Origin of the sequence: Spirosoma rhododendri (assembly GCF_012849055.1) — a bacterium.
Lineage (GTDB): Bacteria > Bacteroidota > Bacteroidia > Cytophagales > Spirosomataceae > Spirosoma > Spirosoma rhododendri.
Genome location: NZ_CP051678.1, coordinates 50,519 through 77,383, shown reverse-complemented (window position 1 = coordinate 77,383; position 26,865 = coordinate 50,519). Strand labels below are relative to the sequence as shown.

Below are 26,865 nucleotides of genomic sequence, written 5' to 3'. Positions count from 1 at the left end.
CGAGCAAAAACAAGGTTTAGTAGGTACTGGAGACCAGAAAACAAGTTGCGTAAAGCAAACTTGTTTTTTATATTAGCGTGTTAATCTAATGATAGCTATGAGTACTGATAATCAAGATGTATACAGTGTAAGGCGTTCTACATTTAGTAAGTATCCGACTAATTATCAATCAAATCTTTTCACCGAATCTCGCCAGGAGTTCACGGAAATGGAGAAGAAGATTGTAACGCTAGTAGTTAATCAGATTGGACATATGGCCTTGAAGAATGAAATAGAGCCTAAAATGAATGTAGTTCTTCAAGTCCCTTTTTTAGAACTTTCTAGAGCACGATATGATCAAGTTGCAACAGCAGCTGAATCTCTTAGCAAGAAACGATTGTCTTTTCGTAATGATAAAAGCGGTGATTTTACTTTCATGACTCCATTTCCACTGGTTCAATCAGCGGTTGTAAATGGGATAAAGGTGATTGAAATTACACTATTGGCTAATGTTGTTCCATATTTTGCCGAATTAGGACAACGGTATACTAAGTATGACATTAATGTAATGCTATCATTGAGTTCAACCTATGCTCAACGTATGTTTGAAATTGTCAGCATGTTTTATCATCGGAATCAGTATCAGTTTAAGTACGAGGTAGACGAATTACGGGTAATATTGAATTGTCCAGAGACTTACAGGTACAACGACTTCTGTCTCTATGCACTCAATGTTGCTCAGCGTGAACTTACTAACAAGGCAGGCCTTGATATTACTTGGCTTCCCAGTAAGAAGGTTGGTAAGAAAGTCGTTGAACTAGAATTTACTATTAAGACAGCCAAGGAGCTGGCTATAGACGCTATTGAGAAAGAGCGTCAACAAATCAACAAAATGTCAATTAACGAAGCGGTATCTACCGCTTGGCAGTTGATGAAAAGATACAAGCTCAAAGACTGGCAGAAAGACCTTATCGCTTCGGATCCCGAGCTGCTTGCAACCTTCCTGCGCGTCGACTCCGAATTAGGCAACGGCCTACGGACGAATATCAAAAACCCGACGGCTTACCTAATCAAGTCGTTGGGCATCGACCAGATGAAGGCACTGGCAAAAAAAGTCAAGCAGGCTACCCCCTCCCCTACATCTTCTCTACTAACTCCCGGTCCAAGTATTCAAGAAAGAGACACTAATAAAAAAAGCCACGACACTAATTGCCTCTTTTGGGAGGAGTATTCTACCAAATAAACTACAAACCAATTTTTACTACTTCGCCAAACGAACACATTTATCAGAAAAACGAGCTTTCTCATAAAGAAAGAAAATGTACTACTTAATTCAATAAGAAAATATTTGGAGAGACTATTATTTATTTAGATACACATTTGATAAAAACCTAAATTTATAAGTTACATTTAATACTCCATATTTCAATTGCTATACTACTATCTAAGTTCTTCTTTGATACACATCATTATTGCAGTTACAGTTAAACTTAATGAACCTGTACAAATTAAATCAATATACTATACACGTTTATAAGTGACAAATGTGTATAGAACGAGACTCGTACGATGTGCTGTGACCATGTATCACTTAGAATCAACCGAGGAGCCTACAGGTATGGAAGTAGATATGGCAGCGAGCGGGAACAGTATAGACACCTATATCCGCCTTTCCGTCTCAAACACTTCTAATCTAACTTGTTGATTGTCAGTACATTTTATTTTGTCTCAAAATCAGATTCTGATGGTGCGTTTACTAAAATGTCAGTAGCAAACTGATATTTTACCTTAACTACCTCACTATCAGACACCAAATACTGATTACTAACCTGATAATTATGGAACCCAACAAAGAGAAAGATAAGCAAGTACTTATCTCAGTGGATTTGTTTTCTGATTTTGAGCGTATGGCTGAAAGCTATGGCTTAACGAAAAAAGGGCTGTTAGAAGCAATGATTCTCTATTTTAAAGCAACTAAAGCTGATCCACGTAATCCGAAAACAGATAATCCAACTGACGCAATTAAAGCACTTGACAAGCGGCTTGTATCTTTTATCCGTCAACAAGAAAACGATTTATTACGACCGATTAATGATGATATTAAACTATTGATTCAACTAGTAAGCCAAGAGTTACCAAAGACGTTGAGACAAGGCCAGATAAAAACTATTGGTGGGGCTCTAAAACCAGAGTTTCAAACTGACCGGTTCAGAACTGTGTATGAAGAACTAATCAAGAAATCAAACTAAAATTTGAGGTTGGTCAAATGATTACAAAAATCACCGCAGGAGGAAAAGGAAGTTGTATAGGTTTAGCTCAGTATCTAGAAAAAGAAACACCAGGCGAATGGTTTACAACTGACAAGGGAGATGTAACAATGTTTCAAGTTGTTAGCGACATCGATTCTAATAAAAGAAACTTAGGAAAACAAGATGACAAGTATTACCAAATCATTTTAAGTCCAAGTCAATCTGAACAAAAACACATCGGATCAAATCGTTCTCAATTAGAATCTTTTACTCGAGAAGCAATGCAAGCTTACGCGAAACAATTTGGAAAGGGGATAGAAAGCCAAAACCTATTGTGGTATGCTAAAATTGAACAACAAAGAAGCTATTCTCACACTGATAAAGCGGTACAGAAGCAACAACAATTTGAAGGGCAATCAAAGGAAGGACCCCAAGCTCATATCCACGTAATTGTCAGCCGTACTGAAAATTTATCTCTTTATCAGTATCAGAGAGAGACAGGTTCAGTAGATCGAAAGAACCCACTTAAATTAAGTCCTGCGACTAATCACCGAGCAACTGATAGCGGAGCAGTCAAAGGTGGTTTTGACCGCAGTAATTTCAAACAAGCTGTCGAAACACAATTCGATCGTCAGTTCAATTATGAGAGGCCGCTTACAGAAACGTTCCAATATGCTAATATGATGCGGAAAGGAAGTCAAGAAGAACGAATTGCATTGAGACTGGAAGCCCTCCAGCATGGCCCTAACTACTCACTTAATAAGTCTGTAAATAAGCAAGAAAATAAAGTCAACCAGTTTAATACACGCGACAATTCCGACCGTGATTTGTCATTGTAAGTTACCCTGATTTTAAACAACTACCCCTTCCTCTCATGCTGACTAATGCTATATTTTTGATTGTCGCATTCGGTTTAATAGGTTTAATAATTACCATTTTTCTAGGCTTGCTACGCAATTTAGGCGTAGACTTTATTGTAAACACAGCCTTGCAAATGATTTTGTACGACCAAAAAGCTTATTTCAGAAGCCACGTTTTATGGAATAAATTGTGGCTCCGTTTTGGCGTATTAGCTTTTGCAATAGCCGCTAGTGGCACTTTCGCTTCTCTTTTGCTAAAGCCACTTATTCCTAGTGCATTCTCTTCCTCAGCGTGGTTCTATCTGAGCGTTATAATAACATTTGCGTATGGGTATTGGATTCGCATTGGAAAGCCCTCTCCCTTCGTCCTTTCCAACTCTGACCAGGACTCAAAGGAACCTGAAGGCTTTTCGTTTTCAACACAGGAAGGCAATATCAATCTCTATAATATATTTAGAGGAATCTTTATATGTGGGGGGCCGGGTAGCGGTAAGAGTAAGAGTGTGATAGAGCCAATCATCCAACAATCAGCAGCAGCCAATCTTACGGGTATCTTGTATGACCGCAAATTCCCTACATTGGCAGTTGAAGTAGCAGGTGCTTACCAAACCAGTAGTGTTTCGATCTACTATGTAAACTTCACAGATTTAACCCGAAGTCATCGAATCAACCCCGTCGGCCCTAACCTTTTGACAAATGCTAGCTACGCCCGAGAAGCCGCAGTAACCACAATTGGTAATCTAGACTACAAAGCCAGCCAGAAGCGAGACATTTGGATTCAGACTGCGGAGGCTTTGCTAACTGGTAGCATATGGTATTTGCGTAACAACTATCCCGAATATTGCACCTTACCTCACGCTAGCAGCCTTATAATTGAGGCACATCCAAAAGCTTTACTTGAATTACTGAATAAAGACGAAGAGGTACGCGGATTGATTGCAGCGATCACTAGCAGTCAGGATTCAGAGAAAACCTTAGCCAGCATATTCACAACCGTACAAAGTTACTTGGGTGTTCTTAATACACCGGAGATATTTTGGGTAATGAGTGGAGATGACGTTCCGTTTGACTTGAACGATCCCTTAAAGCCAAGTTTCCTGGTAGTGGGTAATGATGCTGATCTACCTGCTACATATTCACCTTTAATCTCTTTGATTATTGCCACCGCTACCAAGCGCATGAACAAGCCTAACAAGCTGCCTAGCATTGTTATTCTAGATGAGGCACCTACCCTATTCATACCTAACTTCCAAGAGTTACCCGCTACGGCACGCGCTAATCAAGTAGCAACTGTTTATGCAGTACAAGACATTTCACAGATGGAGGGCCAGTTAGGACCTCAGCAGTCGGAGATGTTGCTTGGTAACCTATCGAACCAGTTTTATGGACGTTCGACTAACCCTAAGACGCTACAAAGAATTACAACTTTGTTTGGGAAACATGATGTCGAATACCAAAGCACTTCGGCAGGTAGAAGTTCAGGTGACAGAAGTTCTTCGAGTAGTCAAAATATAAGTACGTCAGTCCAACAGAGAGACCGCCTACCTATGCAATCCATACGGGACTTGAGAACGGGTCAATTTGCAGGATTCATAGCAGAGGGCAACGTATCTGAATTTGTATCTCAATTTGACGCTCCACACTCTAAAGCTGTTACTATCCAACCGTTCGTATCTGTCAGTGAAGCAGATAAGCGTAACAATTTCCGACAGATAAAGGAAGATGTTAGACGAATTCTCAAAGAGAGCATTGAAAGTAGCGACGGTCCACTCCCACCCACTAGGGGTAGTCGCAAAGAAGCACAAGGAAACTCCGATAGCTGGGAAGATTTCGCTTAGTATTGAGTAATTTGATCGGCTTCTAGACACTGTAATGTCTAGAAGCCGATCAAATTACTCAACTTAATGCCGAGAAAAACGAACGGGATACGACTCAGTTTTTTCGTGGCACGAATGACATAAAGTGCGTCCGTTTTTCACATCCCACAAGGCAACGCAGGTACGAGCTGTCTCCAAGTCACATACCTTATTATCTCGCACTATCGTGCTGATGCTGATAATATGGTCTGCTTCAATGACACGTTTGCGTCCATTTCTGGCTCCGCAATGTTGACAAGTGAATCGATCACGCACAAATACGGCTCGTTTCCATGCTTCGTACTCATCCATCCAGCGAATTTGACGAATGAGATTACTTACCGAAATAGATCTTTCTATTTTTCCGGTCTTCATCAGATTGTGTGTACAGCTATTACTAGTTAGGGATCGCTCGATCAACCAAGAAGCATAACATCTCATACGTATTACATATGCTACACTTCTTCACCTTGTTAGGCAGCAGACCAGCCGAACATGGCTAGGCATGGAGTATGATTAAACACTCTTGGTAAATGTCGGCGGGGAATCTCCATGACTTACCCGTTTCATAGCTCATTGTGGGACTGTGCTTGGGCTTGGCTGGACCGGTAGACTTCACACTTGGAGTATCCGATGAGTTCCAACCATTCAGGATGCAGCCGTTCCATAGCGTCCAGAAACTCCTGCTTAAGTACCTCAGCTGAACGTAGTAGATGGTAGTTGGCCGGGTCGCGCCGAGTAATGGCTCGAGAGGTTAATTCGAGATTCTGTAAATGCTCGATAACGTCAGCGAAGGAGGGCCATTCGGCGTCCGTTGGCTCGATGGGGATTGCAACGGGGCATTGTAAGGTGTAAGTTTGCATAGTGTTAACTGTAAGTGGTTGATACGCGCCCCTTCGCTAGTTCCGCCAAGAATGTAAGCGTTGGGGCTTTTTTTGTCGTCGTTCGACAGTACAATAATAACTAAACTTTGTATAAATACAAAGTTTTTAGGCAAAAAAATATCTACTTAAATACTGCTTCAAATTGTAAGTCTAGTGCATCAGCTACTTTTTTTAGAGTCTCAATCGTTAGATTCTGTTTGCCTGATTCATACAGACTAACCGTTGATTCAGCAACACCAATACGTTCACCCAGTTCTTTTAGGGTTAGACCCCTTGCCTTCCGGCTTTCCCGTATCAACTCGGCAACCTGTTCTTTTATCCCCTTTTCCATTTATATGTGCTTCGCCCAACGCGTTCGTAAATATACATTGGAATATATACAAAGAGGACGGTCATGTGGGCCGCCCTCTTTGTATCAGTGTTTCCGCTCAGGCTGTACACAGGCAGACAAAACCATCAGATAATGGGGGGCCACACTGGTCTGCCCATCCAGCCGCACCCAGTAGCGATTATCAAACTGATGGGGCTTGTGAACGCTCTGCTCCACATCAAATACGTACACATATTCGCCAGTACTGATCTCGACCCGGTGCATCTTTACCAGATTACTCAAGGGCACAATGGCATTGGCGACACGGGAAATAAAGGTGTCTTTCTCAATTAGCTTAGAAACGGGCGATAAAGCGCCGGTGAAGACTTTGGTCTGTCGTCCGGCGGGAATATGTCCTTCGGGCGCGCCCCACACAAGTAACCCTCCACTCGAATTGAGAAAGCCGCAAATCGTTTTAAGCACAGCATCCTCCTTATGCTTGTGGTTATTTTGACCCTTCTCGTAATATGACTTAAATTCGACAGTGTCTGACTCTTCGTGTTCAGTGGCGAAAAAGCGAACTAGGTCGATTAATGTTATGTCGGTCAGTATCCTCCCGAAGTGTTATTCAGCGTACATAAATTGATGTAAGTATGAAGCGAGTTTCCGTATTGCAAAAGCGGCACAAAGGAAATTTACCCATCAGGGTTTTCAGCAAAGACACTCTTAGTCATTTTCAAGAACTATATACTGGATTTTCGGATGAGATAAAGCACGAATTATCATATGGCGGATTACAGCCCAAGGTTTATTACGATTGTCACAAAACACCTATAGTTGATCGTGCCTGTTTAATGCCCCAAGAATGCCCCGGTGAACTAGGAACACCTAACTCTTATTTATACGTCAAAGAGTCTTATTGTGCAGCTCTTTGGTGTTTGTGCTATGCAGTTTTAACTATTTACAAGGAAAACGGAACACATAAGCCTAATTTCCAGCCAGATGTCGATGTTTTTAATTATGGCCTTTCCCTCTATCAGCACTGGTCGCCTTGGGACAAACACCTCTTGGCTAACCCTGAAGAGTTTGACGAAGCTGAGACGCAACATATTAGTGCGGTGAACGGCCTATTTCTGTACGGAATAGCATTCGTTTTATGTCACGAATTCACTCACCAACAACTAGGACATAGTTCCGAACCAATCTCCACTGAGGAGTCCATCAAAGATGAATTTGCAGCAGATGAAGGAGCGCTTAAGACTATGCGTAGAGCTACTGAAGGTAGAGGTCTAGATGAAGTAAACTCAATTAAGCTTGGCACCCTACTTGGTAGTGGATCGATTCTTTTTCCCGAATCCACTTGGAGTGGTGGCCCGTCTCACCCAGACACCGATCAGCGTCTTACTCGTATACTCGAGAACCTAACAGATGGAGATGAGGAAAGTGACCTTTGGGAATTTGGCCGGATACTGTTGTTGCTATGGGGGCTAATCCACAATAAAGACTTCAACCGGCCAAAGTCAAATGAAGCAAGACGAGGTCACTTCTATGCACTACTCGATTGGATGAAAGCGCAACAGGATTTTATGTGAACTCAAGCAGTCAGGCTGTTCGGCGCACGCCTATGCATGAACAGATTAACGCTCATCGGCATTAGCTAGTCTGGTTATCGATTTCCAACTTCACGTCATTATTGTCATTGTTCGTTTTTTCTTGAGCTTTCTCACTATTCTCCACTATAGCCTGAAAAAAGGCCGCGGTCATTATATTAAACCAGCTGCTTACCCGTTTACATAACTCTATTTCCTCGTCTGATATGGTAACGTCTCCGGCAGTTTTAGGATGAGTAATCCGGTTTCGCACTTTAACCGCCTTTTGAAAGTCCTCCCAACTTGCCGTGCTAACACCTAGATCTATCTTAGTTCCTATAAGATGATTAGTCGTATTGATTGTATACCTAAGATTATGGGTAAGCTTTATACTTCTTGACTGGGTCTTAATTGTACCATTGTCCCTAACGTCATATTCCACTTCTGCTAGAATCAGATAATCGGCTAAGCTAACATGACGCTTGGCATCCGGTGACTTTGCCTTTAAGCACGTTTGTTTCATGAGCCATATACAGCCTTCGATACCCGAAAAAACACTCCGAATGTATGTCCGTCTATGAAAAGGAGTATCTAATGTGTCTAGCAGTTTCTCGGCCTCGAGTGCGTCATCAAGTACAGCGTATAAAGACTCTCTTATGTCTCCTATTGTAAGCATACTTCAGGGTAAGAATGTGCTTGTTATCTAGTTAAAATAGTCAGCATGCACGAACGTAACGAAGTATATTTATTATCCGTAGCTATTGGCCCTATAAACATCCAACCCCACCCCTTCTTCTGATTCTCTTCCGCTTGCCAACTAATCAGGTAGCGTACATACGCGGAAAAAGATAGACCTAGTTTTCGGGCGTCCTTCTGCGCCTGCTGGTGCAGTCTCTCACTCATTCTGATGAGGCACTTCTGCTCTCCTACTTATAGTTTTGACTCGGTATATGTAAGTATTTCTCGTCCATCAAGTACGTCCATATCATATTCATCCTGTTGCAACATCCAATTCAAGTATTCATCAAATGAGTTATGATTAGAAAGCCCTTTTTCGTGCAAGGTTGTAAACTGTTCTCTTAACATGTCTAACTCTATAATCTCTGTCTTCGGCCCCTTTGCCGTAGCTCTTGGTGAGTTATAAACGGGTTGCTCAGCTTTCCATGTCTTAAACTCTTGATCCAATTGATCTGTCATTAAGGCTTTGTATATAGCACCTGCTGGTGACTTTATCCGCCCATTCTTCTTCGCTTCCTGATAGTATTTTATTGCGAACCGTAAATATTCTTCTGAAAGCCTTCCCTGCTGAAACCGGTTCTTTATATCATTAAGTGATTTTAAGCTAATACCTATCTCAGTGAGTATTTGCTGTGTACCTTCCGGTAATTTGACATCACTCTGCGCAATGATAGTAGGTCGGCTCAGATAAAAATGTAGAGAACTTACGGCTCTTCCTGTCTTTACTTGCTGATATTCAAAAGCCATGTCTGTCTGACTAAGCTCATTTTTAGCTACATCTAGGACAAATCGTTTGAAGTCAGCAAAGTTTTGATACCGCTGCTCCAAGTTGAGGGTCTTTTTCAATGTAGCTAGCTCCACCACAATCGTGTCTTTGTGGAAAGCAGAGGATTTAAGTAACCAGTAGAGCCGATACGAGTAAAAGCTTCGGAATCCTAACAGAGTCTGAATCTCAGCTACAGTAAAGTTGCCTTGTAACTCTAGAAGGTAGGGCTTTATGAAGTTGTTAAACTGAGCAATTAAATACCCCGACCCTTCCTTATAACGACATGTAGCCATGAGAGGATTACTCACTATTTCTCGACGTCCCTGCTCGTCTTTAGTTTCAACATGAATGATTCGACTGGCTAATCGTATAACTGCTTCTCTTACTTGAGCATAAGCCTTCCCTCCTACTTTCTCATCTGGATACAACTCTGACACTGGAATACGACACAGCACAAAATCTTTATCCTTCCGATCAATCCGGCCTAACAGACAAACAAACAGACGTGATTCAAGCAATGACATATCATAACGCGCCCGAATCAAATCGTTGTGTTGAGCAACTAGGCTATCTTGTCGGATTTGTCTTGTCGTCGCCCGCTGATCTGCTTCCAGAAACTCAGAGTCGTTGCTAAACAACTCAGTTTGTGAACTAGCGGAAGTACTACTTTTTGTCATAAGAAGGTCACCTTATTACGAAGCTAAAGATAACCATTCAACGAACAATCTCACCAGGTGAAGACCCAATCAAATCAGTTATTGAGCTACATACGATGTTCACAATTGAATTGCGAGTAAAAACCCGTCGGGCAGACAGCCTACATTTTTTTCTACTCTCTGCCGTCGATTTTCGCCTATTGGCAACGGTACTTTACTCGTATTATTAGGCTTACACGAACATGTAGATCACTGGATACAACATTGCATAGCTTTCTTTACGGTACTTTACTCGCAGTTAGTGTACCTCATTTGCCTGTCTAACGTACTCTAACTCGCAATAAAACAACTCAGTAACAGCATGCACCCCAATGATACCATATAGTCGTCCTAGCATTCAGATATTATTCACCACAACTGTTAAGTAATGACTCTACACGGTAGTTTTCTCATAATTAACGGTAGTTTCCTCACAGATACGGTATATCCCTCGCATCTGACGGTACATCCCTCGCATTTAAACGGTACATCTCTCGCATCTGACGGTACATCCCTCGCAATTGGACGGTACATCTCTCGTAATTAGCGGTATATTACTCGCAATTTAACCTTGTAAAATATTGATAATCAAATAGTTAGCGTGATCTTAATTTAATAATAGCTTACAATATTCTAATGCTAAGCTTATTAATACAATGGCTTGGCATTTTTAAACGTGTTTCAAAAAGTCCAATTGATTATTAAACTGGACTGTTACATGTTAATGAGTACAGGCGCGACGGTACATTACTCGCAATTAGATATATACCTTGACATTAAATTTTTTTATGGTGAGCGCTATTAGCAAAAATCAATTATATGGCTGTATGTGTATACCGATGCCAGCTTGATACTATCTGAAGTACATACGAAATCATACCGAGGTATTGCAAGAGCTACGGTGATATGTAGTAATGCGTGGCTTAATTATTCGGTAAGCAGTCGATGATGCGGTTCTAGGCCAGCTCGTAACCTGATAGAACTCAATAATACACAAGACAAAAGAGCGAAGTGACAAGCTGTCACTTCGCTCTTTACAATAGGTCTTTCATACTTTAGGTGATGAATCCATCTACCAGAAGTGACAGCTTGTCACTTCGTAGACAGTAAGTTCGATAATTCATTTATCTTTTTGATGAGTTCAGTACATGCCTGCAAATCTAGATTGCCGTTAGCAAGCTTCTGAATCTGGTTTTTCAAGTCCGCAGCTCTTTTTGTAGATTTTTTAGATAAGACAGTAGAATCAGTTCTACTTAACTCACCGTCCAAATGACTTGATAGGCTCAAATCAGGCTCGTTTCTAGTTTGAAGTGCTGATTTAGGCAGTTTGCCAGCTAATACCTTGTGTTTAGTGTCAGAGTCAGTTTGTTCGAGGCTAGCAGCAAACTCACCGTCTCGTTTTATTGTCCGACTGCTGACATTGTATTCACTTGCCAAAGCTTCGGCCACGTTCACTTGTGAGACACCGGCCTGCAAATTGCTCCCACGTCGCGTTTTTTGCTGATTATAGCGTAATCCTCGTAAGTAAGAGGCCTGTTCCGGGGTTAGATTTCGTCGGCCTAGTTGGTAGGCAATCATATAGTCCTTTGTCTCATCAAGTGAATCAAATCGAACTAAGTTGATACGAAAGTCAAGTTGATGTTTCCGAATGATTTGCTCGCGATTATGACCGTCAATGAGAACATATACGGGCGTACTTTCAGACCCGGTTCCTGCTACGCTGGCTGTCGTTTCCCATATTGTCAATGGATCTTTCACACCATGCTTCAAAACATTCTGTTCTAGCTGGTTTAATTCATCTGCTGTTAAAGGTGGAATGAGGTCGCGAAGCTGTTCGAGAATAACAATTTGATTTTTGATATTTTCCTCGGCTGATAGGAGGGAAGGTCTCACATCGACGGTTTTTTCTTTCATCAGCGTCATAAAGTCTTTCTTTGCCATGTTACAAGGTCATAATTTCAGTAGCCAATTGATGATACTGCTGCCATGAGGGTGATTTTGGTGCATAACTGTATAGATCTTCTTTCGCTACTTGAGACTGTTTGATAACAGTTGATACTTCAACGACTGCATCGTAAATATGAAAGTTGCGATACGTATCTCGGATATGAGTCATCATACTTTTATGAACACTCTGATTTTTATGTACCATCGTGAACACAATGCCTTTGACCGTCAAGGAAGGATTGATGTATGTTCTTACTTCAGCTATCCGGTTGAATAAGCTTTCAACACCATGATAAGCTGACGCTTCGGGCTGTATGGGTACAACACAATGATTAGAAGCAACCAATGAACACGTGGTGCATATACCTAAACTGGGTGGACAGTCGATTAAGATATAGTCAAATTGTGACCGTGCTTCCTCAAGTTTGACCGTTAGACGCCGGTCCGCACCTATTGCGTTGGCTAACTCCGATTCTTTATAAGCCATCCGAATGTCAGAGGGAGTGAGAAAAAGCCGCTCACCTACTTCTAACATTGGTAGAGGGGAGCTACCTAGTAAAGAATCGATCACTTGATCGGCTGGCTCGTGAACACCGAAGCATTGTGATAGATTACCCTGCGAATCCATATCTACCAACAACACTTTGTTGCCTAGTACACTGAGTGCCTTACCGACATTTATCGTAGTCGTAGTTTTACCAACCCCCCCTTGTGATTAACAACAGAAATCACAGTTGCCTTGTCGAACAAGTTTTCTGAGTAACCGTACTGTCTCAATGCTGCATCTAATGCAGGAAAGTGTTTAGCAGGTACTTCTTTCTGATTGGTGAGTGCCTTGTGAAGTGTTTTAGAAGGAATACCGGCCTCCTTCTCAATTTGGGAGAGGTTTAGCGCAGGTTTCGCTCTTAGAAACTTGACTAACTTATCGTGTGTGAGCATACAAACAAGTAGGATAAATATTTATCTTTTGTAAATCTATAAAGAACTACTATTATCCAAAGCGATTAGATGAACTTTATTGTGAATAGCTAATATATTTCAAAGCGCACACCGGTGTAATAGCCGGTCCAGTGCAAACTAATTGCGTATTATTGTCCTCTATCGACGAGGAGGACATGGCTTTAATAGAATCAGATGCAGCTATTTTGAATGCTGCTCAGCGGTACATCGCACTTCAACAAAAGACCCCCGCACTACTGGATTTAGCGGAAGATCGACAGTTATCCGGTAAGCCAGGAACGGTTTATCTTAAGAAACTAGGGCACAAGCCATTGACGGCCAAGGATTTTGAAAACGTCGTAATCGCTCACGGATCAACTGACGACAAACAGATAATTCAGAATTTTGTCAAAGCGCAGATCGACCTGCGCGAACGACTCGGGGACACCCGCTCAATCGGACTGGTACTGGAGCAGGCTGAGATGACAAGAGATCTATTCTACTACCGGGTCAAGCATCCCGAGAAATGGAAAGCCGAAGAGATGATCAAAGTTATTGAGGTGCTTGATAGACTGCGGGTTTGATGATTCATTTGCAATGACGGTCAACTTATTTCAGAACGGGTCAAGGACGGTCAGCCGGACCAGTTTCGACCCTTTTCTGAACGCGGGGTAGGGGAGAGGTCAATAAGCGAAAAGTGGCTTTCTCATGACAAGAAAATCCGTCCACTTTTCTTGTTAAGCCAGTCGAGTCGTTTTCCGCTTTTTTTGGTCAATTGTATCCGCCAGAGTCATTTTAGTAGCTATCCCAATGGAGTTCAATTTTAGAATGGACATGCAACGCTTAAATCGTATTGTCAACTGAATCAGTCAATAGCGGTTCACTGGGCCAAGCTTTATCAAGTCCGCTCCCTCCGATTTGGATAGATCACATTTTCCTTTTATCTCAACAACGGCTGGCTTCTCCTGAGGATACTGCGTACTGCGTTGACCTTTGAAGTGAACGTCCAGAACTTTCCCTTTCAGCGTCAATGAGAGGAGCAGGATATGCTCGACAATGTTGTTCATCTGGAGAAACCAGGTTGCGATTAGCGGAGCCGCCTGCTTGAAAAGTGCTTGTTGCTTACTGAGTTGACTGAATAGCGCCGGGAAGCAGGAAGCCGTAAAGGGAGCCGCCAAAGACGTAAGTCGATATGGATAGGACTGATCATTGGGTAAAGGCGTATTGAGCAGCAAGAGTTTTGCCTGCGCTTCAGCTTGCATATCCGGCGTCACGGCGCTGAACGTAATCTGAGCCTTGCGGGCGAGCGCCTGCACCGAAGCCGTCAGATGCCAGGTTTCTTTGGTTCCCTCTGTTTGTTGATGAATGTCGACGTCCGTACATACGTACGTTTGCAATCCCAACACGATGCTTTTTAATTGATTCTGCTGACGCAGTGACGTTAGAAAGGCACGTTGCTGTGACGTAGTTGCGTTGAGCGATACAGTCAGGTTGTTTTTCACACTGGACTTAGTAACCGTAATCATCTCCCACTCGCCCGTTTGTTTAACGAGTAGCGCCTTGTTCCCGCCGGACCTAGAGTTTTCAGTCTGCTTTGGGCGGGATTCCAATTTTATCCGAACAGGCCGTTTGTCAGGTGAGGGTTGTACGACTGGTTCCGGTGTAATTTTAGACGTGCTTTTTTTACCGGATTTTGCTGGAGTAGTCGGTTTTACGAAGAACTCATAAACGCGGGTAAAGACTTGGGTAAGAATTTGGTCCACTTGTCCCGGACTCATCAAATTCAGGGGTTGGGTAGGCCCGTTCATCGCCTGAAACTGGCTCAGGTTACTGATGGTAAAGCCCCCACTTTGCCCGACAATGATGGGCAGAATTAGTACGCCGTCTTTTTCGGCTGCTTTAAGCAGGGGCGGCAACTCATTGTTAATGATAAAATCAGAAGCCATGAAGTGAGCACTCACCAGCAGAATAGCCGCCTTCGCTCTGGCCAGTGCCTTCTCGATTTCCGTCCGCCATTTATCCCCACCCCGCAACTCTGTATCAGCCCAGATGACAACGTTGTGATGCGTCTTAAGCGGCCTTAAATGAATTTGTAATTTGGTAAGCCACTCCTTGTCGGCATGGCTGTAGCTGACAAATACGTCAGTGCGTTCAGGTTTCGGTATTATTGTACCGGAAGGCTTCGCTTTTACCGCTCCCGTTTTTGCCAGGTTCTTAGCGGTTGATGCCTGTTTTACCGATTTTTTACCACCCGTGTCAGGTGTTACTTTCGGAGTGGCCGATTTAGAAACTGTCGTTTTCTTGGCTGGCATGGTGTAATACAAAGGAATAGTATCAATCAGGGCTGCTGGCGACTCTGATGCTCACTAAGCGTTACCAACAGCAGGGTCCTGAACTCAAAGCCGGTCATTTCCTGAATTTTCTTAGTCAGCAAGTCGCCCTGTAACAAAGTCGCTTCGACTTCAGTCAGGTACGTTTTTATGCCGGAACGGTAGTAGTCAATGTGTTTTCTGAACACGGTGTATTCATCATCGTGCAGAGCGACGCGTTTACTATAGTCCACCTCGTTGGCTGCTTGTGCATCTTTGCTGGCCAGATAGGAGTCCAGCCGAGCCGAAATTTCAGTAATCTGCTCTATCCTGCTTTTCCAGCGGCTGTAGAATTTTCGGTCTAACTCGCCATTTGTCACATATGACTGTAGGTCAAGTAAATAACTGTCGAATAAACTTAATTCCGATGGGCTTATGTCGATCATGATGGTTTATTTGGTTTGCTACGCCCAGTACCGCTGACCCTGTTCGGCCAAGTTGTACACGTGCTGATACACCGTGTCGCGCTTCTCGGTAAAAACCTGCCGGTCGTACGAATCGGGGAGGTCGTCGTTGAGAATGTCACCAACCAGCTTCCTGACCCGCCCCTGTAGCATGACGTCTTTGTACCAGTCGACGGTTAACACGGTTTTCTGAATGTTGGCTTCCTGCAACTTCTGCAACAGATGCTGTGCGGCTGTTTTCACCTTGTTTTTGTCCGACTGACTCAGTTCGTCTTTGAAGAGCAGGTCAAAAATTTCCAACTCTTCTTCGGTTAGTCCTTCGGCAGCGGCCCGTTTTTCTTCTTCCCGCAGTTGCTCCGCGTATTCTTTTAGGGCCTTGAAAAACGCTTCGACGTCGCTGCTGACGGTGTTGTAGTTGGCGATAATATCGTTGAGCTTCTGCGCCAGGTCGACCCGGTTGACGTTTCGGTTGAGCATCTTCTGCACCTGCTGCCGCAGAAAGTCGACCATGTCCGTGATGGCCAGATGCTTATAGGGTTTGGCCTGAAACTTCTGTTGCAGGGCATCGAAATCAATGTCGCTCAAATCAACGGCCGCCGTGTTGTAAATGACGTAGGCTTCCGCCACAATCGATTCGTCGATGAGCTGGTCGGCCTTGGCCCGGGCCCCGTCGAAATCGCCGGTGTCGTCCAGTTTGCGGCTGATGATTTTACGCAGATACTCAAATACCTCTTTGATGCGCCGGTACCGGCCCCGGTAGGGTGAAGCCGGGAGCAGGTCTTCCGTCAGGATGTCGGGCTTGCAGGCTTCGTAAAAAGACGTAATGGCCGTCTGGAAGACCGAAAACTCCTTTTTCAGTTCTTCGGTGCGCGACAGATAATCGGCGAACGCCTGAAACTGGGCCAGCTTGTCGAAGGTTTGCGGGCTGTCGGTAAGCTGGGTTACGGGTAGGCCCTGACTGGCCATAAACAGGATGGCTTCGGTAATGGCAGCATCCAGACAACCCAATAAATCCTCGAACACCTCGGCTGGGTAGTCCCGCTTCTTACCCGACGGGCGGGCGTATTTGGCCAGGGCTTTCTCCAGACGGGTAAACACTCCGATGTAGTCTATGACGATACCCGCCTTCTTCTCGTGGCTGACCAGTTCCTCCGCCGATGCATCGTCCGGGGTGGCTACGCTGCCGTTCGTTCGCAGGGCCGGGGCTACGCGGTTCGCCCGAGCAATGGTTTGCATGAGTGTGTGGTTCTGCATCGGCTTGTCCAGATACAGCGTCGATACCGTGGGGGCGTCGAAGCCCGTCAGCCATTTGGCACACACGAAGACCAGCCGCAGCGGTTCGGCCGGGTTGCGAAACACGTCCTCGATGGTTTCGTGGTCGTCGCCCCAGGTTCGGTTCATCATGGCCCGGTGGGGCCGGATGTCCAGTCCCGCTTTGCTGAACTTACTGTCTTCGTCGGCTTCGTAGGACACCACCACGCACATCTCCGTTTCGCGCATCCACTTCCGTTTCATTTCCAGGTGGGCGCGTTCGGCCGAACCAATAGGCAGGGCGTTGATTTGCCCGCGAAGTTCTTTGATGCGCTCTTCCCAGTAGCGTTTTACGAAGTCGTGCATCCGCAGCGCGGTGAACTTATCGATGGAAATTACCATGCCTTTCCCCAGGTAGCCCCGGTCCGGAAAGTGCTGCACGATGTCTTTGGCAATGGTTTCCAGCCGGTCTTTGTCGGTAATTACCGTCGTGACGTTTGCGTACTGCCGGGTCAGCCGTTCCTGCTGTTCGTCGCTTAGGTTCTCGTCTTCGATGATTTCGGCGTATTCCTCGTTCAGCGTGTCGTTCTGCAACAGCACTTTGGGCACCCGGTTCTGGTAGAAGATGGGCACCGTCGAGCCGTCGGCCACGCTATCGGCGAAGTCGTACCGGCTGACGTAGTCGCCGAACCATTCTTTGGTTTTCTCGTCGGCATCCAGCAGGGGCGTACCGGTAAAGGCAATGTAGCTGGCGTTGGGCAGGGCGCGGTGCATGTTTTCGCCCATGTCGGCGTACTGACTGCGGTGCGCTTCGTCGACCAGCACCACCACGTCGGCGCTGTCGGTCAGCTTGGGGTAGGGGAGGCCCTTATGGTTCGGATTAATCCGGAACTTGTTAATCAGCGTAAAGACGTAGGGCGAGGCATCGGTCAGCATTCCGGGCAGCGAGGCCCCGTCGGGTGCCCGATAGGTTTGTGCGCCACTACTTTTGCTGGTGCCCTGGGTCAGCTCGATCTTGCCCGACCGCACGAAGGTTTTGTAGATCTGGGCTTCCAGGTCTTCTCGGTCGGTGACGATCACGAACTTGAACGTACCCTTGACTTTGCGCTGTACTTTCTGGACGAAGAACGCCATCGAAAAGCTTTTGCCGCTGCCCTGCGTGTGCCAGAAAACGCCCAGTTTTCCCCCATTCTGCCCTCGCTGCCGAAAGGCATCTACCGCGTTGTTGACGCCCAGGTACTGGTGATTCCGGGCGACAATCTTGGCCCGGTTGGCGTAGAAGAGCACGAAATTTTCCAGCAGGTCAATCAGCACGTGCTTCTGAAACAACCCGCGCAGCACCCGCAGCAAGTCGACCTCGTTGGTAGGTACGGGCGTTTCCGACTCAGCGGCTACTTTCTCCCAGTTGAAAAACTGTTCGTAGTTGGCCGTCAGGCTGCCCACTTTGGTATCGATGGAGTTCGACAGCACCACCACCAGGTTGTAGTGAAACAGGGCGGGGATGTCGCGCCGGTAATCCGTCAGGTTTTTGGCGTACGCTTGCTGGGTGGATTCGACGGCGTTCTTTAGCTCCACGAAGACCATCGGCAGGCCGTTGACATACACCACTAAATCGGGTCGGCGGGCGGCTTTGCCCCGGACGGTAAGCTGCTGCACCACGCAGAAATGGTTGGCCTCGGGATGGGTGAAATCGATGAAGCGTACCCGCTCGGTTACGTAGTTACCGGCGACATCGGTGGTGGGTACGTCGTGGCCTTCCCGCAGCAGCCGAGTGATGGCCTGATTGGCGTCGAACAGGCTTTGCTGGGCGCGGGATTTGGTCAGTTCCCGCGCGGCTTCGTCCAACACCGCGTTCGACAGGGTTGGGTTCAGCTTCCGCAGGCTTTGGCGGAGGGTGCCGGGCCGGACCACCTCGGCCGACTGCGAGCGGCCAAAGCGGGCGTTGCCGTCGTCGGGCAGTTGCCACAGGTTCAGGTGCTCGTCGTAGCGGAGTTCGTCCATCAGCACGCGTACACAGTCGGCTTCAATGTCGTTTTCGGAAATATAATTGGCCACGTAGGGTAGGTATCAAAGAAGGTTGTGGACTAACGTTGCAGCGGGAATCGATCAAGATGAGGTGGGGGGCTTACCTTTCAGCCGGTCGTACAGATTGCGGACCTCATCGACCGACGCTGCCGACCGCACGGAGGGGGCGGATACATTGGTGTTGACCCCGAAGTGCCTACCCAGATGCTGAACGACCCAATCCGGTAATGGGTCGGCCTGCTGTTCGACCACGCCCCCGACCCGTTTGTAGACCGGATTTAGCGGCCCGTGGGACGTATCGAAGAGAATCAGTGAATCAGGCTGATCGAAAAAGCGATTAAGCCAGTACAGCCCCTTTACGTACCGCTCCCGGATGACGTCTTCGCGGACGAAATGACCACCCTGCTGACACCGGTTCACTACTCGCTCCACCAGTGTGGTTAGCTGCGAGGTGCACAGGAACAGCAGCGTGAAACCGTACCCTCGCCGTTGCTGGGCCATGAAGTACTGCCAGGTGGCTTCGTCGTAGAGGTTGGTTTCGACGCTGAACGATTCGCGACGCGCCGAATGAGCGTCCATCCGACGGCGGGCTTCGTCATTGGTTTGTTGCAGTACGACCTCCTGCTGGGCGAGGTGCTGGCGAAGCTGCCGGGCGATGTCGTCGGGGTTGATCTGCTCAACGCCCGCCGGAATCAGCGCGTAAGCCGCCGTCGACTTGCCCGCACCGTTGGGTCCGGCAATGACGTAACAACTGGGCATCATCAGCGCACAGGCTCCAGCCGACCGTCGGCGTACTCACGAACGGTACGCCCGGCTATTTCGTAGACAATGGGTAGCCCCCGGCTGAATGCCTGCTCCCGCACCTTCGCCAGTACGGCATCCGAAGCCGCCCGGAAATCGTCCGGGTTCATGTCCTGCACGGCTTTTGGGTTACCTCCGTACAGCGGCTGAATACCAACTGGTTTCTCGTCAGGGGCACCGTCGGCTAACAGGCTATTGAACACATGTTCCATAAAAATGGGTGAATAAAGAATCTACAAGATAACACATTTTGAAATCAAATGGGCGGTTCGGCGTCGGTGATTCCGGCTCCCTCGACCCGCATCAGTGCTTTACGATGCGCCCATCTCAATTGTGAACTCACCGCGTTCACAATTGGCTATAATCCGTTTCCTCCCGTCCGTTTACCGACCCGAATTTTTCTTCTTCAACTGATAACTGCCCGCTCAGCAAACGCGGCAACAGCGCATCCCGCGTCTGACGGAGCGTAGTTAGCTGAATATTTAGGACACCAACTTTTTTTCGGATTGGACTAACAATCTTATCAAAACTATCTAGTACGTGTTTTACAGGTAAAAGGACGGGCTGATAATCTAATAAATCCTCGAAACGGAAGTTGCTGATACCTGTACTCTGAACCTCAAATTGATTCATTTCTTGGGTTTCAAGCAGTTGGTCGAACAGGAGTTGCAGATAATATGAGCTTGTAACTGCTCCATCAGCCCTTATCTGTTTGCAAAAACTTGCACAAATAACCGTATCACCATACTGCTTTAGAATCTCATCAGTAATTAAGGCATTACGACCTAAAGGTTGGTCAATACTACCCCCTGATACTTCAAATACGATGTCTCCAGCGGCTAGTTGGCGACTCTCAACACTAGAGAGTTTATGGTAGCGGTATACCTCAGAATTAATTTGACCTTGTTTTAAATTAGGAATCTCGGTTCCTCTGATAACATAAGCACCTATCGGAAAATCAGCACTTGGCTCGTCGTTTCCCCAACCGCCACCTATATAGTGCGAAATGATTTCCCGGAGCTTACCAACACGCCACCCCACCGGCAATCCGCCGTCTTCGCCCGGTTCAGCGTGGGGGCAGCGGCCCCGAACGAACCACTCGCGGTAGAGTTCCTGCGCCATGCCTTCCAGCGTGCTGATTTGCTGCTGGTAATTCGCAATCAACGCATCGTACCGGCCCAGAATGTCCGCAATCCGGCGCTGAATAGGCAGGGGAGGGAGGGGAAGTTGAAAATTTGGAAACTCAATGAGGGGTATCCGTTCGACTGTCGCTCCTGCTATCAATCGACTTTCAATTTGATTTTTCCAAAAAGGACTTAATAGCGTGTAGTAGATAAACCTGAAGTCCGCTTTCGTGTCGTCAACGCGTATCAAAGCAAGACGTCTCCCTAAACAGCAAAGCAGATCATCAGGAATAAGAGCGTACCGATGTAAAGTTGCTTCGTATGAAAAGACGATGTCGTTTTTGCGCGGTTTTACTCTTCTAGTCCACAAAGCGAAGTCTTCCATCGCAATGTATCGGATATCAGATAGATCAATTCCTCCCTCTGGTTTTATGTTACCAATACCCAAGAAAACAGCTCCTGTGTCCGACTCCTTTGGAGTAGCATGTGGACCGTCATAGAACCCTTTCACTATATCCTTAATCTTAACCATTTCCCACCCGTTCATACCGTCTCCTCCGCGTTTACGTCCAGAAATAAAAACGTCATGTCGGTCTCGATCTGTTGCTGGAGCTGGTCGGCTTCGGTGTGCAGGGTCGTCAGCGTGTTGGTCTGGGTGTGCATGAAGTCGCGGAACTCTTCGTCGGTGCGGCCGTCGTCTTCCAGCGCCACGCCCACGTAGCGGCCGGGGTTGAGCGAGTACTGCTGTCCGGCAATGTCGGCGCGGCTGGCCAGTTTGCAAAGGCCTTCGACGTCGCGGTACTGCCCGTCGGGGAAATGGCTGTCCTGCCAGTGAAGCTGCGACTCGAAATACGCCACTCGTTCCAGCACAAACAGCAGGTCGTCGCGCTCGGTAGCCAGTTTCCGCAGCCACCCGCGCAGGTCGGCTTTTTTAAACGTCGCGTCGGGCTTGCCGCCCACTTTGTCGGGCCGTAATGATTTGTCGGCAAACGTAACGGCTTCATCAGCCCGTTTGTAGAGGGCGCTGATAGCGGCTTTGTCGGGCAGCGCGTCGGGCGTTACGGTAGTCAGCACGTCCAGCGTGGCCGCAAAAGTCGGGTTGTCGGTCAGGGCCTGACGGGCCTCGTCGGTCAGCAGCAGGTCGATGGTGTTGAGCCAGAACCGGATGCTGCTGCCCAGTTGACCGAAGGCATCGGCCACCCGGCACTGGTGGGATTGAACGCCCCGGTACGTTTTTACGTCGTCGGGTCGCACCGGTGCACCGGTTGTTACGTCGTGGTCGCGCCAAGTGGTCAGGGCCAATTGGTAGCGTTGCCGCAGCGCGTCGTACTGCGCCGTTTCGCCCCGGTACAACCACACAATTGACGTCAGGTTCATGAGCTGCGCTTCCGTAAACGCCCGCGTCGAGCGGCTGGTCTGGTAGTAGATGCTCCGGGCGTCGATAAACAGCGTTCGGTCGTGGTTCGGATGTTGCGCGTCGGTCTTCGCCTTGTCGAAAAACCAGACCGTAACGGGCAGTGTAACGGTGTAGAAGAAGTTCGACGAGACGGTCACCATTACATCCACAATACCCGAATTAACCAGGTTTTTCCGCACCTCGGCCTCGCCACCCCTTGCGTCGCTGGCCGAGTTAGCCATTACGAACCCCGCCCGCCCGGTTGGGTTGAGCGCCGTAGCAAACAGCGACACCCACAGGTAATTGGCGTTCGAAAACGCATCAGCTTTCTTCCCTGATTTGGCGGCACTAACCGGCAGACCGTAGTGGGCAAACAGTGGATGCCCATCGATGTCGTCTACCGCCACCCCGTCGACGTTGAAGGGCGGATTCGCCATCACGTAGTCGAACTTACCTTCCGTATCAGCGTATTTCTCAACGTAAGCCGCAGCCGCCAGTGAGGTATCCACGTTGCGTATGTCGCCCTTTAACCCGTTGACAAACAGGTTGATCTTAGCCAGATTCGATGTTTCCTTGACTTTCTCCTGCCCGTAGATGGAGACGTGGTTAGTGCCGCTGTGCGACCGGATAAACTTCGCCGACTGCACGAACATACCACCCGTGCCGCAGGCGGGGTCGAAGATGCGCCCTTCGTGCGGCTCCAGAATCTCGACAATCAGCTTCACCACCGATGTAGGCGTGTAGAATTCCCCGCCTTTCTGCCCTTCCGACAGGGCAAACTTGCCTAAAAAATACTCGTAAATTTTGCCAAACGAATCGCCTTCGGCCATCGTAATCCGGGCTACTTCGGCGAGAATTTTCCGCAGCGTGGCATCCGGTATTTTCTCGTAGTCGTTCTTGGGCAGTTCGATACCCGCCCCCGGATTGGCCTGCTCGAATGCTTCCATCGCCTTCTTTACGGCTTTAATGGCGTTGTCTTCACCACTCAGGTTCATCAGCGTATCAAAGCGGGCGGCTTCGGGCAGATAGTAGCCGCAGAGCCGCAGGTAAACGGCTTCGATGGTTTCGGCGTTTCGGCTGTCTTTGGTGGCTTCGTAGTCGACAAGGGCCTGTGGGGTCAGCCTATCGAAGCGGTTGGACGCGTAGCGCAGAAAGAACAGGCCCAGCATGGGCGAGGCATACTCGCTCGATTTGAGTTTGGCCTTCGACCGCAGTTGGTCGGCCGCATTCCAGAGGCTTTCCTCGAATTCCTGTTTCCTCAGAATTCGGTCAAATAAAAGATCGTTAACTCCCGCAGTAATCGTAGATGACATTATAACCAGCAAAAAAATAGTCTGGCAATATAGCCAGAACTTCCGCTTAGGCGGTTAGGGAATCTGGTTACGTTTCTGATGCACGGACGCGCAGGAATACTTCATTCGCCCCTCGAAACAGAGCCGCCCCCAAATGGTTGGGGCAGGTACGCCCATACTATCCGCAAATTGCTGAATGGCCTCATCCGTAAACCCGCTCCGGCCCAGCGTAAATTGTCGCCATCGTTCGGACGGTACCAGTGTGTTCCGGGCAAATTCGTTGGCTTCGTCTTCTTGCTGACTGGACGCATCTTTGCCATCATCGAGACTATCTACAAAGGACGATTCCTTATCGTGACAGAGGTGCAAAAAGATATGTCCCAATTCATGGTACACCGTAAAAATTAGGTTATCGTACCGTTGGTACCGTAGCGTTAAGGCAATGACAGGATTGTCTTTAGACCAAAAAGCGGCCCCATCTAAGGGCGCATGGTCTGGCTTACTCCGAACGATTAACAGAATACCATATTTCTGCAATACGGTTGGCAGCTTGTCAAGTACGTTCTTGCCTAGAAACAGTTTTTTCAACTCGGCGAGTAGTGCATCTTTATATGTAAGGTCAAAGGCGGACGCTTTTTGAGTCATCGACAGATACCTGACGTAGCGTATCCAGGTGTTAACGTACGTAGAGTGTTCGGCCAGCTTGCTGGACTTACGGAAATGAATACCGCTGGGACGGCTACTACTCAGTTGGTTAATGAGCTGATCGACGGAGGAGAAGTCCAGCAGTTTAACTAAGTGATAAATTAAGTGAACCGTCGCAAGTAGTAATCAATCTACGATTTAGCAGCACTTACCTAGCCTAGTTAATCAGTAAACGCTCGGTATGGATTTGCTGTAGAGAACCGGGTAGCAAGAGCATGCTTAAGGTAAGCTGTCCCGGTACCCTGTTGCCACTTCACCTATCTAAACTATATGCCCCCGTTGCCGTTCATAGGACGCTAAGCGGTTCAGCGCAGCTTTTAGACCTGTTGACTCAAACGTATGACGATGCACTATATCCGGCGTGGGACCGGTAAACCACTCTTACTACTCCATGGCTTGGGGAGTTCCCTGAAGGTTTGGGATCTCATTGTGAATGAGTTGGCTACCCAGCGGGATGTAATTGCGCTGGATTTGCCTGGTTTCGGTCAGTCACCGGCTCTACCGGGTGAGGTTTCCATTCCTACCCTAGCCGATGCAGTAACCGACTTTTTGACCCAACACCAACTGCTGGGCATCGATGCGGTGGGCAATTCGATGGGCGCGCGGCTAGTGCTTGAGCTAGGCCGCCGAGGTCAGGTGGTTGGTTCGGTTGTAGCGCTGGATCCTGGTGGGTTTTGGCAAGGCTGGCAGGTCGCCTATTTCTATCACTCGGTTCGGCTATCGGCTCAATTATCCAGGCTCATCCAGCCCATCCTACCGCCTCTGGTCAACAATCCCCTGAGCCGAACGGTGCTGTTCGCTCAATTTTCGGCTCATCCCTGGACGATCCCATCCCAAGTAGCACTTCATGAATTTCGGGAGTTTTTACCGACCCCCAGCTTTACCAGGTTACTGGATAGTCTGGCCCATGGCCCTCCCCAGCAGGGGGCACCGATTGGCTCTATCCCGAATCTGGTCATTGGCTGGGGCCGACAGGACCGTATTTGTCCACCTGGTCAATCACGGCTAGCCCTGACGTTGTTTCCTGACGCTCAGCTACACTGGTTTTCGAATTGTGGGCACGTTCCGCAATTGGATGTGCCGGCAGAAACGGTGGCGCTTATTCTGGCCGTAACGGATGGCCGCTATGAACGACAACCTCAACCGATCACGGCGACGAAAGCGTCAGCGGTTACAGAAAAAGTTGTTCTTGGGTTAGGTGTTGCGGTGCTGTTAGCGGGCCTGTTTCTCACCTTTGGTAAGCACAGATTAAGTCACACCTGATCAAGCCGGTATCGACAATACCTGAATCAATTATTTCTCTATTGAATACAAATTACAGTCTTGATTGAATCGTTCAATGAAAGGCTTCAGATTGAACTTGGTTATCTTGGGCTGACTATACTGCACTAAATAATAAGCTGAAGGTGCTGCCCTGTCCAATTGTTGATTGCAGTTGAATACTGCCCCGGTGCAACTGCATGATCTGACGCGACAAACTGAGGCCGATGCCACTGCCGTGCTGTTTGGTCGTGAAAAAGGGGATAAAAATCTCGTCGATCAGGTCGTCGGGAATACCCGGCCCGTTGTCTGTTACGGAAACCAGCGGGCGGTTATCGTCGTTGCGCGCTGCGGTGATGGCTAGTGTTGGGGTAGGCTGATTACGCAGCGCGTCCAGCGCGTTGGTAAGCAGGTTAATGAGTACCTGCTCGATCAACACCGGGTCGGCCAGTACGATCAGGTCCATGTCGGGTACGATGACGTCCGGGTCGATGCCGCGTTGAGTGAGGGTAGGATCGAACAGCGTCAGTACGGCTTCGATTAGGTCGATGATACGCACCGGCTGAAGCGACGCAGCAGAGAATTTACTCAGGTTCCGATAGGTCTGCGAAAACTGGAGTAAACCCTCGCTGCGCGCGCGGATAATGCCAATGCCCGTCCGTAGCTCATCGACTGTGCCCTGTTCCGTATGCAGCCGTTGGTGCAGCGTTTCCGCTAGCGACGCAATGGGCGCAATCGAGTTCATAATTTCGTGGTTGAGCACCCGCAGAATTTTCTGGTAGGCCAGCGCTTCATTTGCCTCCAGCGCTTCGCTCATGGGCTGAAAGGCAATCAGCCGCCACCGGCCGGTCTCATCCGTGAAGGCTGTAGCAGACAATAGTACGGCCTGAGCGCCCATTTTGAACACCTTGTTTTCCCCCGGTCGTAGCGACAGCAACTGCGCGTGCAGGGCCGGATTACGACGTCGGACCCCTTCCAGCGTTTTGACGTAAGGCACCTGAAGGAATCGTTTTAGGGATTCGTTCATCCAGCCCACCGTCAGATCATCGTCGCGATACGACAGGATGCCTGTGTTTACCAGCGCCAGCACGTTCTGCAAATACAAATGCTGGGCTTCTTTCTCGCGGGTCAGGGCGCTGAACGTCTGATTGATCTGATTCAGTAACTGCCGCGCCTGTCGAACGGAAGTCGGCGCGTGAATGGCGCTCAGATTACTCGAAAAATCCTGGCAGCGGAGCGCGTCCAGAAAGTCGGTTAGCTCCCGGTTCTGTCGGTTCAGGTAATACATCAGCTCCCCAACCTGTCCACCCCCAACCAGTAATGCCGGCAGCCAGTAAACGGGTTGCCGGGTCACCAGGGCGTAGGCCAGTCCGGTCAGGGTAAGCAGCAGTAAACTCGCGCGCAGGGGAGGGCGAAATCAGACGTG

The 26,865-nt window shown here is 47.8% G+C and carries 22 protein-coding genes; 7 read left to right on the top strand and 15 right to left on the bottom strand.

All coding sequences use genetic code 11. The features are described 5' to 3' along the window. Positions 1-97 precede the first annotated feature (97 nt). From HH216_RS24600 to HH216_RS24585, 4 genes are all read left to right on the top strand, one after another. Complete coding sequence (locus HH216_RS24600) at positions 98-1,222, top strand: replication initiation protein (protein WP_169553571.1); 1,125 nt, start codon at positions 98-100, stop codon at positions 1,220-1,222. Positions 1,223-1,817: 595 nt separating this feature from the next. Beyond that, complete coding sequence (locus HH216_RS24595; protein WP_169553570.1) at positions 1,818-2,228, top strand: BfmA/BtgA family mobilization protein; 411 nt, start codon at positions 1,818-1,820, stop codon at positions 2,226-2,228. 17 nt (positions 2,229-2,245) lie between these two features. Continuing rightward, a complete protein-coding gene (locus HH216_RS24590; protein ID WP_169553569.1) occupies positions 2,246-3,067 on the top strand; it encodes a DUF5712 family protein in 822 nt (273 codons plus the stop codon). Positions 3,068-3,102: 35 nt separating this feature from the next. Next, positions 3,103-4,926: a type IV secretory system conjugative DNA transfer family protein gene (locus HH216_RS24585; RefSeq protein WP_254448885.1), complete on the top strand. Its 1,824-nt coding sequence runs from the start codon at positions 3,103-3,105 to the stop codon at positions 4,924-4,926. Between the two features lie 1,023 nt (positions 4,927-5,949). Here the strand turns inward: HH216_RS24585 and HH216_RS24580 are convergent. Both HH216_RS24580 and HH216_RS24575 read right to left on the bottom strand, forming a co-directional pair. Then, entirely contained in the window at positions 5,950-6,159 is a 210-nt protein-coding gene (locus tag HH216_RS24580; protein ID WP_169553568.1) for a helix-turn-helix domain-containing protein, read from the bottom strand. 84 nt (positions 6,160-6,243) lie between these two features. Next, positions 6,244-6,729, bottom strand: a complete 486-nt coding sequence (locus HH216_RS24575) for an AlbA family DNA-binding domain-containing protein (RefSeq protein WP_254448895.1) — start codon at positions 6,727-6,729, stop codon at positions 6,244-6,246. Between the two features lie 62 nt (positions 6,730-6,791). On the opposite strand from HH216_RS24575, the gene HH216_RS24570 reads away from it, so the two are divergent. After that, on the top strand, positions 6,792-7,730 hold the full coding sequence (locus HH216_RS24570; protein WP_169553567.1) for a phage exclusion protein Lit family protein: 939 nt from the start codon (positions 6,792-6,794) through the stop codon (positions 7,728-7,730). Between the two features lie 927 nt (positions 7,731-8,657). Here HH216_RS24570 and HH216_RS24565 read toward each other — a convergent pair. From HH216_RS24565 to HH216_RS26375, 4 genes are all read right to left on the bottom strand, one after another. Further along, entirely contained in the window at positions 8,658-9,908 is a 1,251-nt protein-coding gene (locus tag HH216_RS24565; protein ID WP_169553566.1) for a replication initiation protein, read from the bottom strand. A 1,110-nt stretch (positions 9,909-11,018) separates the two neighbouring features. After that, entirely contained in the window at positions 11,019-11,867 is an 849-nt protein-coding gene (locus HH216_RS24560) for a ParB N-terminal domain-containing protein (RefSeq protein WP_169553565.1), read from the bottom strand. Between the two features lies 1 nt (position 11,868). Further along, positions 11,869-12,555 carry a ParA family protein gene (locus HH216_RS24555; protein WP_254448894.1) on the bottom strand — a complete coding sequence of 229 codons (687 nt, stop codon included), beginning with the start codon at positions 12,553-12,555 and terminating at the stop codon, positions 11,869-11,871. After that, positions 12,552-12,812 carry a hypothetical protein gene (locus HH216_RS26375; protein ID WP_254448884.1) on the bottom strand — a complete coding sequence of 87 codons (261 nt, stop codon included), beginning with the start codon at positions 12,810-12,812 and terminating at the stop codon, positions 12,552-12,554. Before HH216_RS26375 ends, HH216_RS24555 begins: the two co-directional genes overlap by 4 nt. A gap of 176 nt (positions 12,813-12,988) precedes the next feature. Between HH216_RS26375 and HH216_RS24550 the strand changes: the two genes are divergently transcribed. Next, complete coding sequence (locus HH216_RS24550; RefSeq protein WP_169553564.1) at positions 12,989-13,396, top strand: hypothetical protein; 408 nt, start codon at positions 12,989-12,991, stop codon at positions 13,394-13,396. A gap of 285 nt (positions 13,397-13,681) precedes the next feature. Here HH216_RS24550 and HH216_RS24545 read toward each other — a convergent pair whose 3' ends face one another. From HH216_RS24545 to HH216_RS24510, 8 genes are all read right to left on the bottom strand, one after another. Then, positions 13,682-15,124: a toll/interleukin-1 receptor domain-containing protein gene (locus HH216_RS24545; protein ID WP_169553563.1), complete on the bottom strand. Its 1,443-nt coding sequence runs from the start codon at positions 15,122-15,124 to the stop codon at positions 13,682-13,684. Positions 15,125-15,150: 26 nt separating this feature from the next. Continuing rightward, positions 15,151-15,567: a hypothetical protein gene (locus tag HH216_RS24540; protein ID WP_169553562.1), complete on the bottom strand. Its 417-nt coding sequence runs from the start codon at positions 15,565-15,567 to the stop codon at positions 15,151-15,153. Positions 15,568-15,585: 18 nt separating this feature from the next. Next, positions 15,586-18,891 (bottom strand): type I restriction endonuclease subunit R, encoded by a 3,306-nt coding sequence (locus tag HH216_RS24535; protein WP_169553561.1) that lies wholly within the window; start codon positions 18,889-18,891, stop codon positions 15,586-15,588. A gap of 51 nt (positions 18,892-18,942) precedes the next feature. Continuing rightward, a complete protein-coding gene (locus HH216_RS24530) occupies positions 18,943-19,623 on the bottom strand; it encodes an AAA family ATPase (RefSeq protein WP_169553560.1) in 681 nt (226 codons plus the stop codon). Then, complete coding sequence (locus HH216_RS24525) at positions 19,623-19,874, bottom strand: hypothetical protein (RefSeq protein WP_169553559.1); 252 nt, start codon at positions 19,872-19,874, stop codon at positions 19,623-19,625. Before HH216_RS24525 ends, HH216_RS24530 begins: the two co-directional genes overlap by 1 nt. 136 nt (positions 19,875-20,010) lie before the next feature. Next, positions 20,011-21,333, bottom strand: a complete 1,323-nt coding sequence (locus HH216_RS24520; RefSeq protein WP_169553558.1) for a restriction endonuclease subunit S — start codon at positions 21,331-21,333, stop codon at positions 20,011-20,013. Next, positions 21,330-23,495, bottom strand: a complete 2,166-nt coding sequence (locus tag HH216_RS24515; protein ID WP_169553557.1) for a type I restriction-modification system subunit M — start codon at positions 23,493-23,495, stop codon at positions 21,330-21,332. Before HH216_RS24515 ends, HH216_RS24520 begins: the two co-directional genes overlap by 4 nt. A gap of 54 nt (positions 23,496-23,549) precedes the next feature. Then, positions 23,550-24,119 (bottom strand): ImmA/IrrE family metallo-endopeptidase, encoded by a 570-nt coding sequence (locus HH216_RS24510; RefSeq protein ID WP_169553556.1) that lies wholly within the window; start codon positions 24,117-24,119, stop codon positions 23,550-23,552. Positions 24,120-24,518: 399 nt separating this feature from the next. Between HH216_RS24510 and HH216_RS24505 the strand changes: the two genes are divergently transcribed. Further along, positions 24,519-25,442, top strand: a complete 924-nt coding sequence (locus tag HH216_RS24505; RefSeq protein WP_169553555.1) for an alpha/beta fold hydrolase — start codon at positions 24,519-24,521, stop codon at positions 25,440-25,442. Between the two features lie 115 nt (positions 25,443-25,557). On the opposite strand, the gene HH216_RS24500 is transcribed toward HH216_RS24505, so the two are convergent. Then, the gene (locus tag HH216_RS24500) at positions 25,558-26,793 is read right to left on the bottom strand and encodes a sensor histidine kinase (RefSeq protein ID WP_169553554.1); all 1,236 of its coding nucleotides are present in this window, start codon (positions 26,791-26,793) and stop codon (positions 25,558-25,560) included. Between the last annotated feature and the right edge of the window lie 72 nt (positions 26,794-26,865).

Excerpts from the sequence above, each read along its gene's own strand:
- HH216_RS24600 (WP_169553571.1), top strand. The coding sequence starts at position 98 with ATGAGTACTGATAATCAAGATGTATACAGTGTAAGGCGTTCTACATTT.
- HH216_RS24505 (WP_169553555.1), top strand. The coding sequence starts at position 24,519 with ATGACGATGCACTATATCCGGCGTGGGACCGGTAAACCACTCTTACTA.
- HH216_RS24570 (WP_169553567.1), top strand. The coding sequence starts at position 6,792 with ATGAAGCGAGTTTCCGTATTGCAAAAGCGGCACAAAGGAAATTTACCC.
- HH216_RS24515 (WP_169553557.1), bottom strand. The coding sequence starts at position 23,495 with ATGTCATCTACGATTACTGCGGGAGTTAACGATCTTTTATTTGACCGA.
- HH216_RS24585 (WP_254448885.1), top strand. The coding sequence starts at position 3,103 with ATGCTGACTAATGCTATATTTTTGATTGTCGCATTCGGTTTAATAGGT.
- HH216_RS24565 (WP_169553566.1), bottom strand. The coding sequence starts at position 9,908 with ATGACAAAAAGTAGTACTTCCGCTAGTTCACAAACTGAGTTGTTTAGC.
- HH216_RS24540 (WP_169553562.1), bottom strand. The coding sequence starts at position 15,567 with ATGATCGACATAAGCCCATCGGAATTAAGTTTATTCGACAGTTATTTA.
- HH216_RS24525 (WP_169553559.1), bottom strand. The coding sequence starts at position 19,874 with ATGGAACATGTGTTCAATAGCCTGTTAGCCGACGGTGCCCCTGACGAG.
- HH216_RS24550 (WP_169553564.1), top strand. The coding sequence starts at position 12,989 with ATGGCTTTAATAGAATCAGATGCAGCTATTTTGAATGCTGCTCAGCGG.
- HH216_RS24580 (WP_169553568.1), bottom strand. The coding sequence starts at position 6,159 with ATGGAAAAGGGGATAAAAGAACAGGTTGCCGAGTTGATACGGGAAAGC.
- HH216_RS24510 (WP_169553556.1), bottom strand. The coding sequence starts at position 24,119 with ATGACTCAAAAAGCGTCCGCCTTTGACCTTACATATAAAGATGCACTA.
- HH216_RS24595 (WP_169553570.1), top strand. The coding sequence starts at position 1,818 with ATGGAACCCAACAAAGAGAAAGATAAGCAAGTACTTATCTCAGTGGAT.
- HH216_RS24520 (WP_169553558.1), bottom strand. The coding sequence starts at position 21,333 with ATGAACGGGTGGGAAATGGTTAAGATTAAGGATATAGTGAAAGGGTTC.
- HH216_RS24545 (WP_169553563.1), bottom strand. The coding sequence starts at position 15,124 with ATGCCAGCCAAGAAAACGACAGTTTCTAAATCGGCCACTCCGAAAGTA.
- HH216_RS26375 (WP_254448884.1), bottom strand. The coding sequence starts at position 12,812 with ATGCTCACACACGATAAGTTAGTCAAGTTTCTAAGAGCGAAACCTGCG.
- HH216_RS24560 (WP_169553565.1), bottom strand. The coding sequence starts at position 11,867 with ATGGCAAAGAAAGACTTTATGACGCTGATGAAAGAAAAAACCGTCGAT.
- HH216_RS24590 (WP_169553569.1), top strand. The coding sequence starts at position 2,246 with ATGATTACAAAAATCACCGCAGGAGGAAAAGGAAGTTGTATAGGTTTA.
- HH216_RS24530 (WP_169553560.1), bottom strand. The coding sequence starts at position 19,623 with ATGATGCCCAGTTGTTACGTCATTGCCGGACCCAACGGTGCGGGCAAG.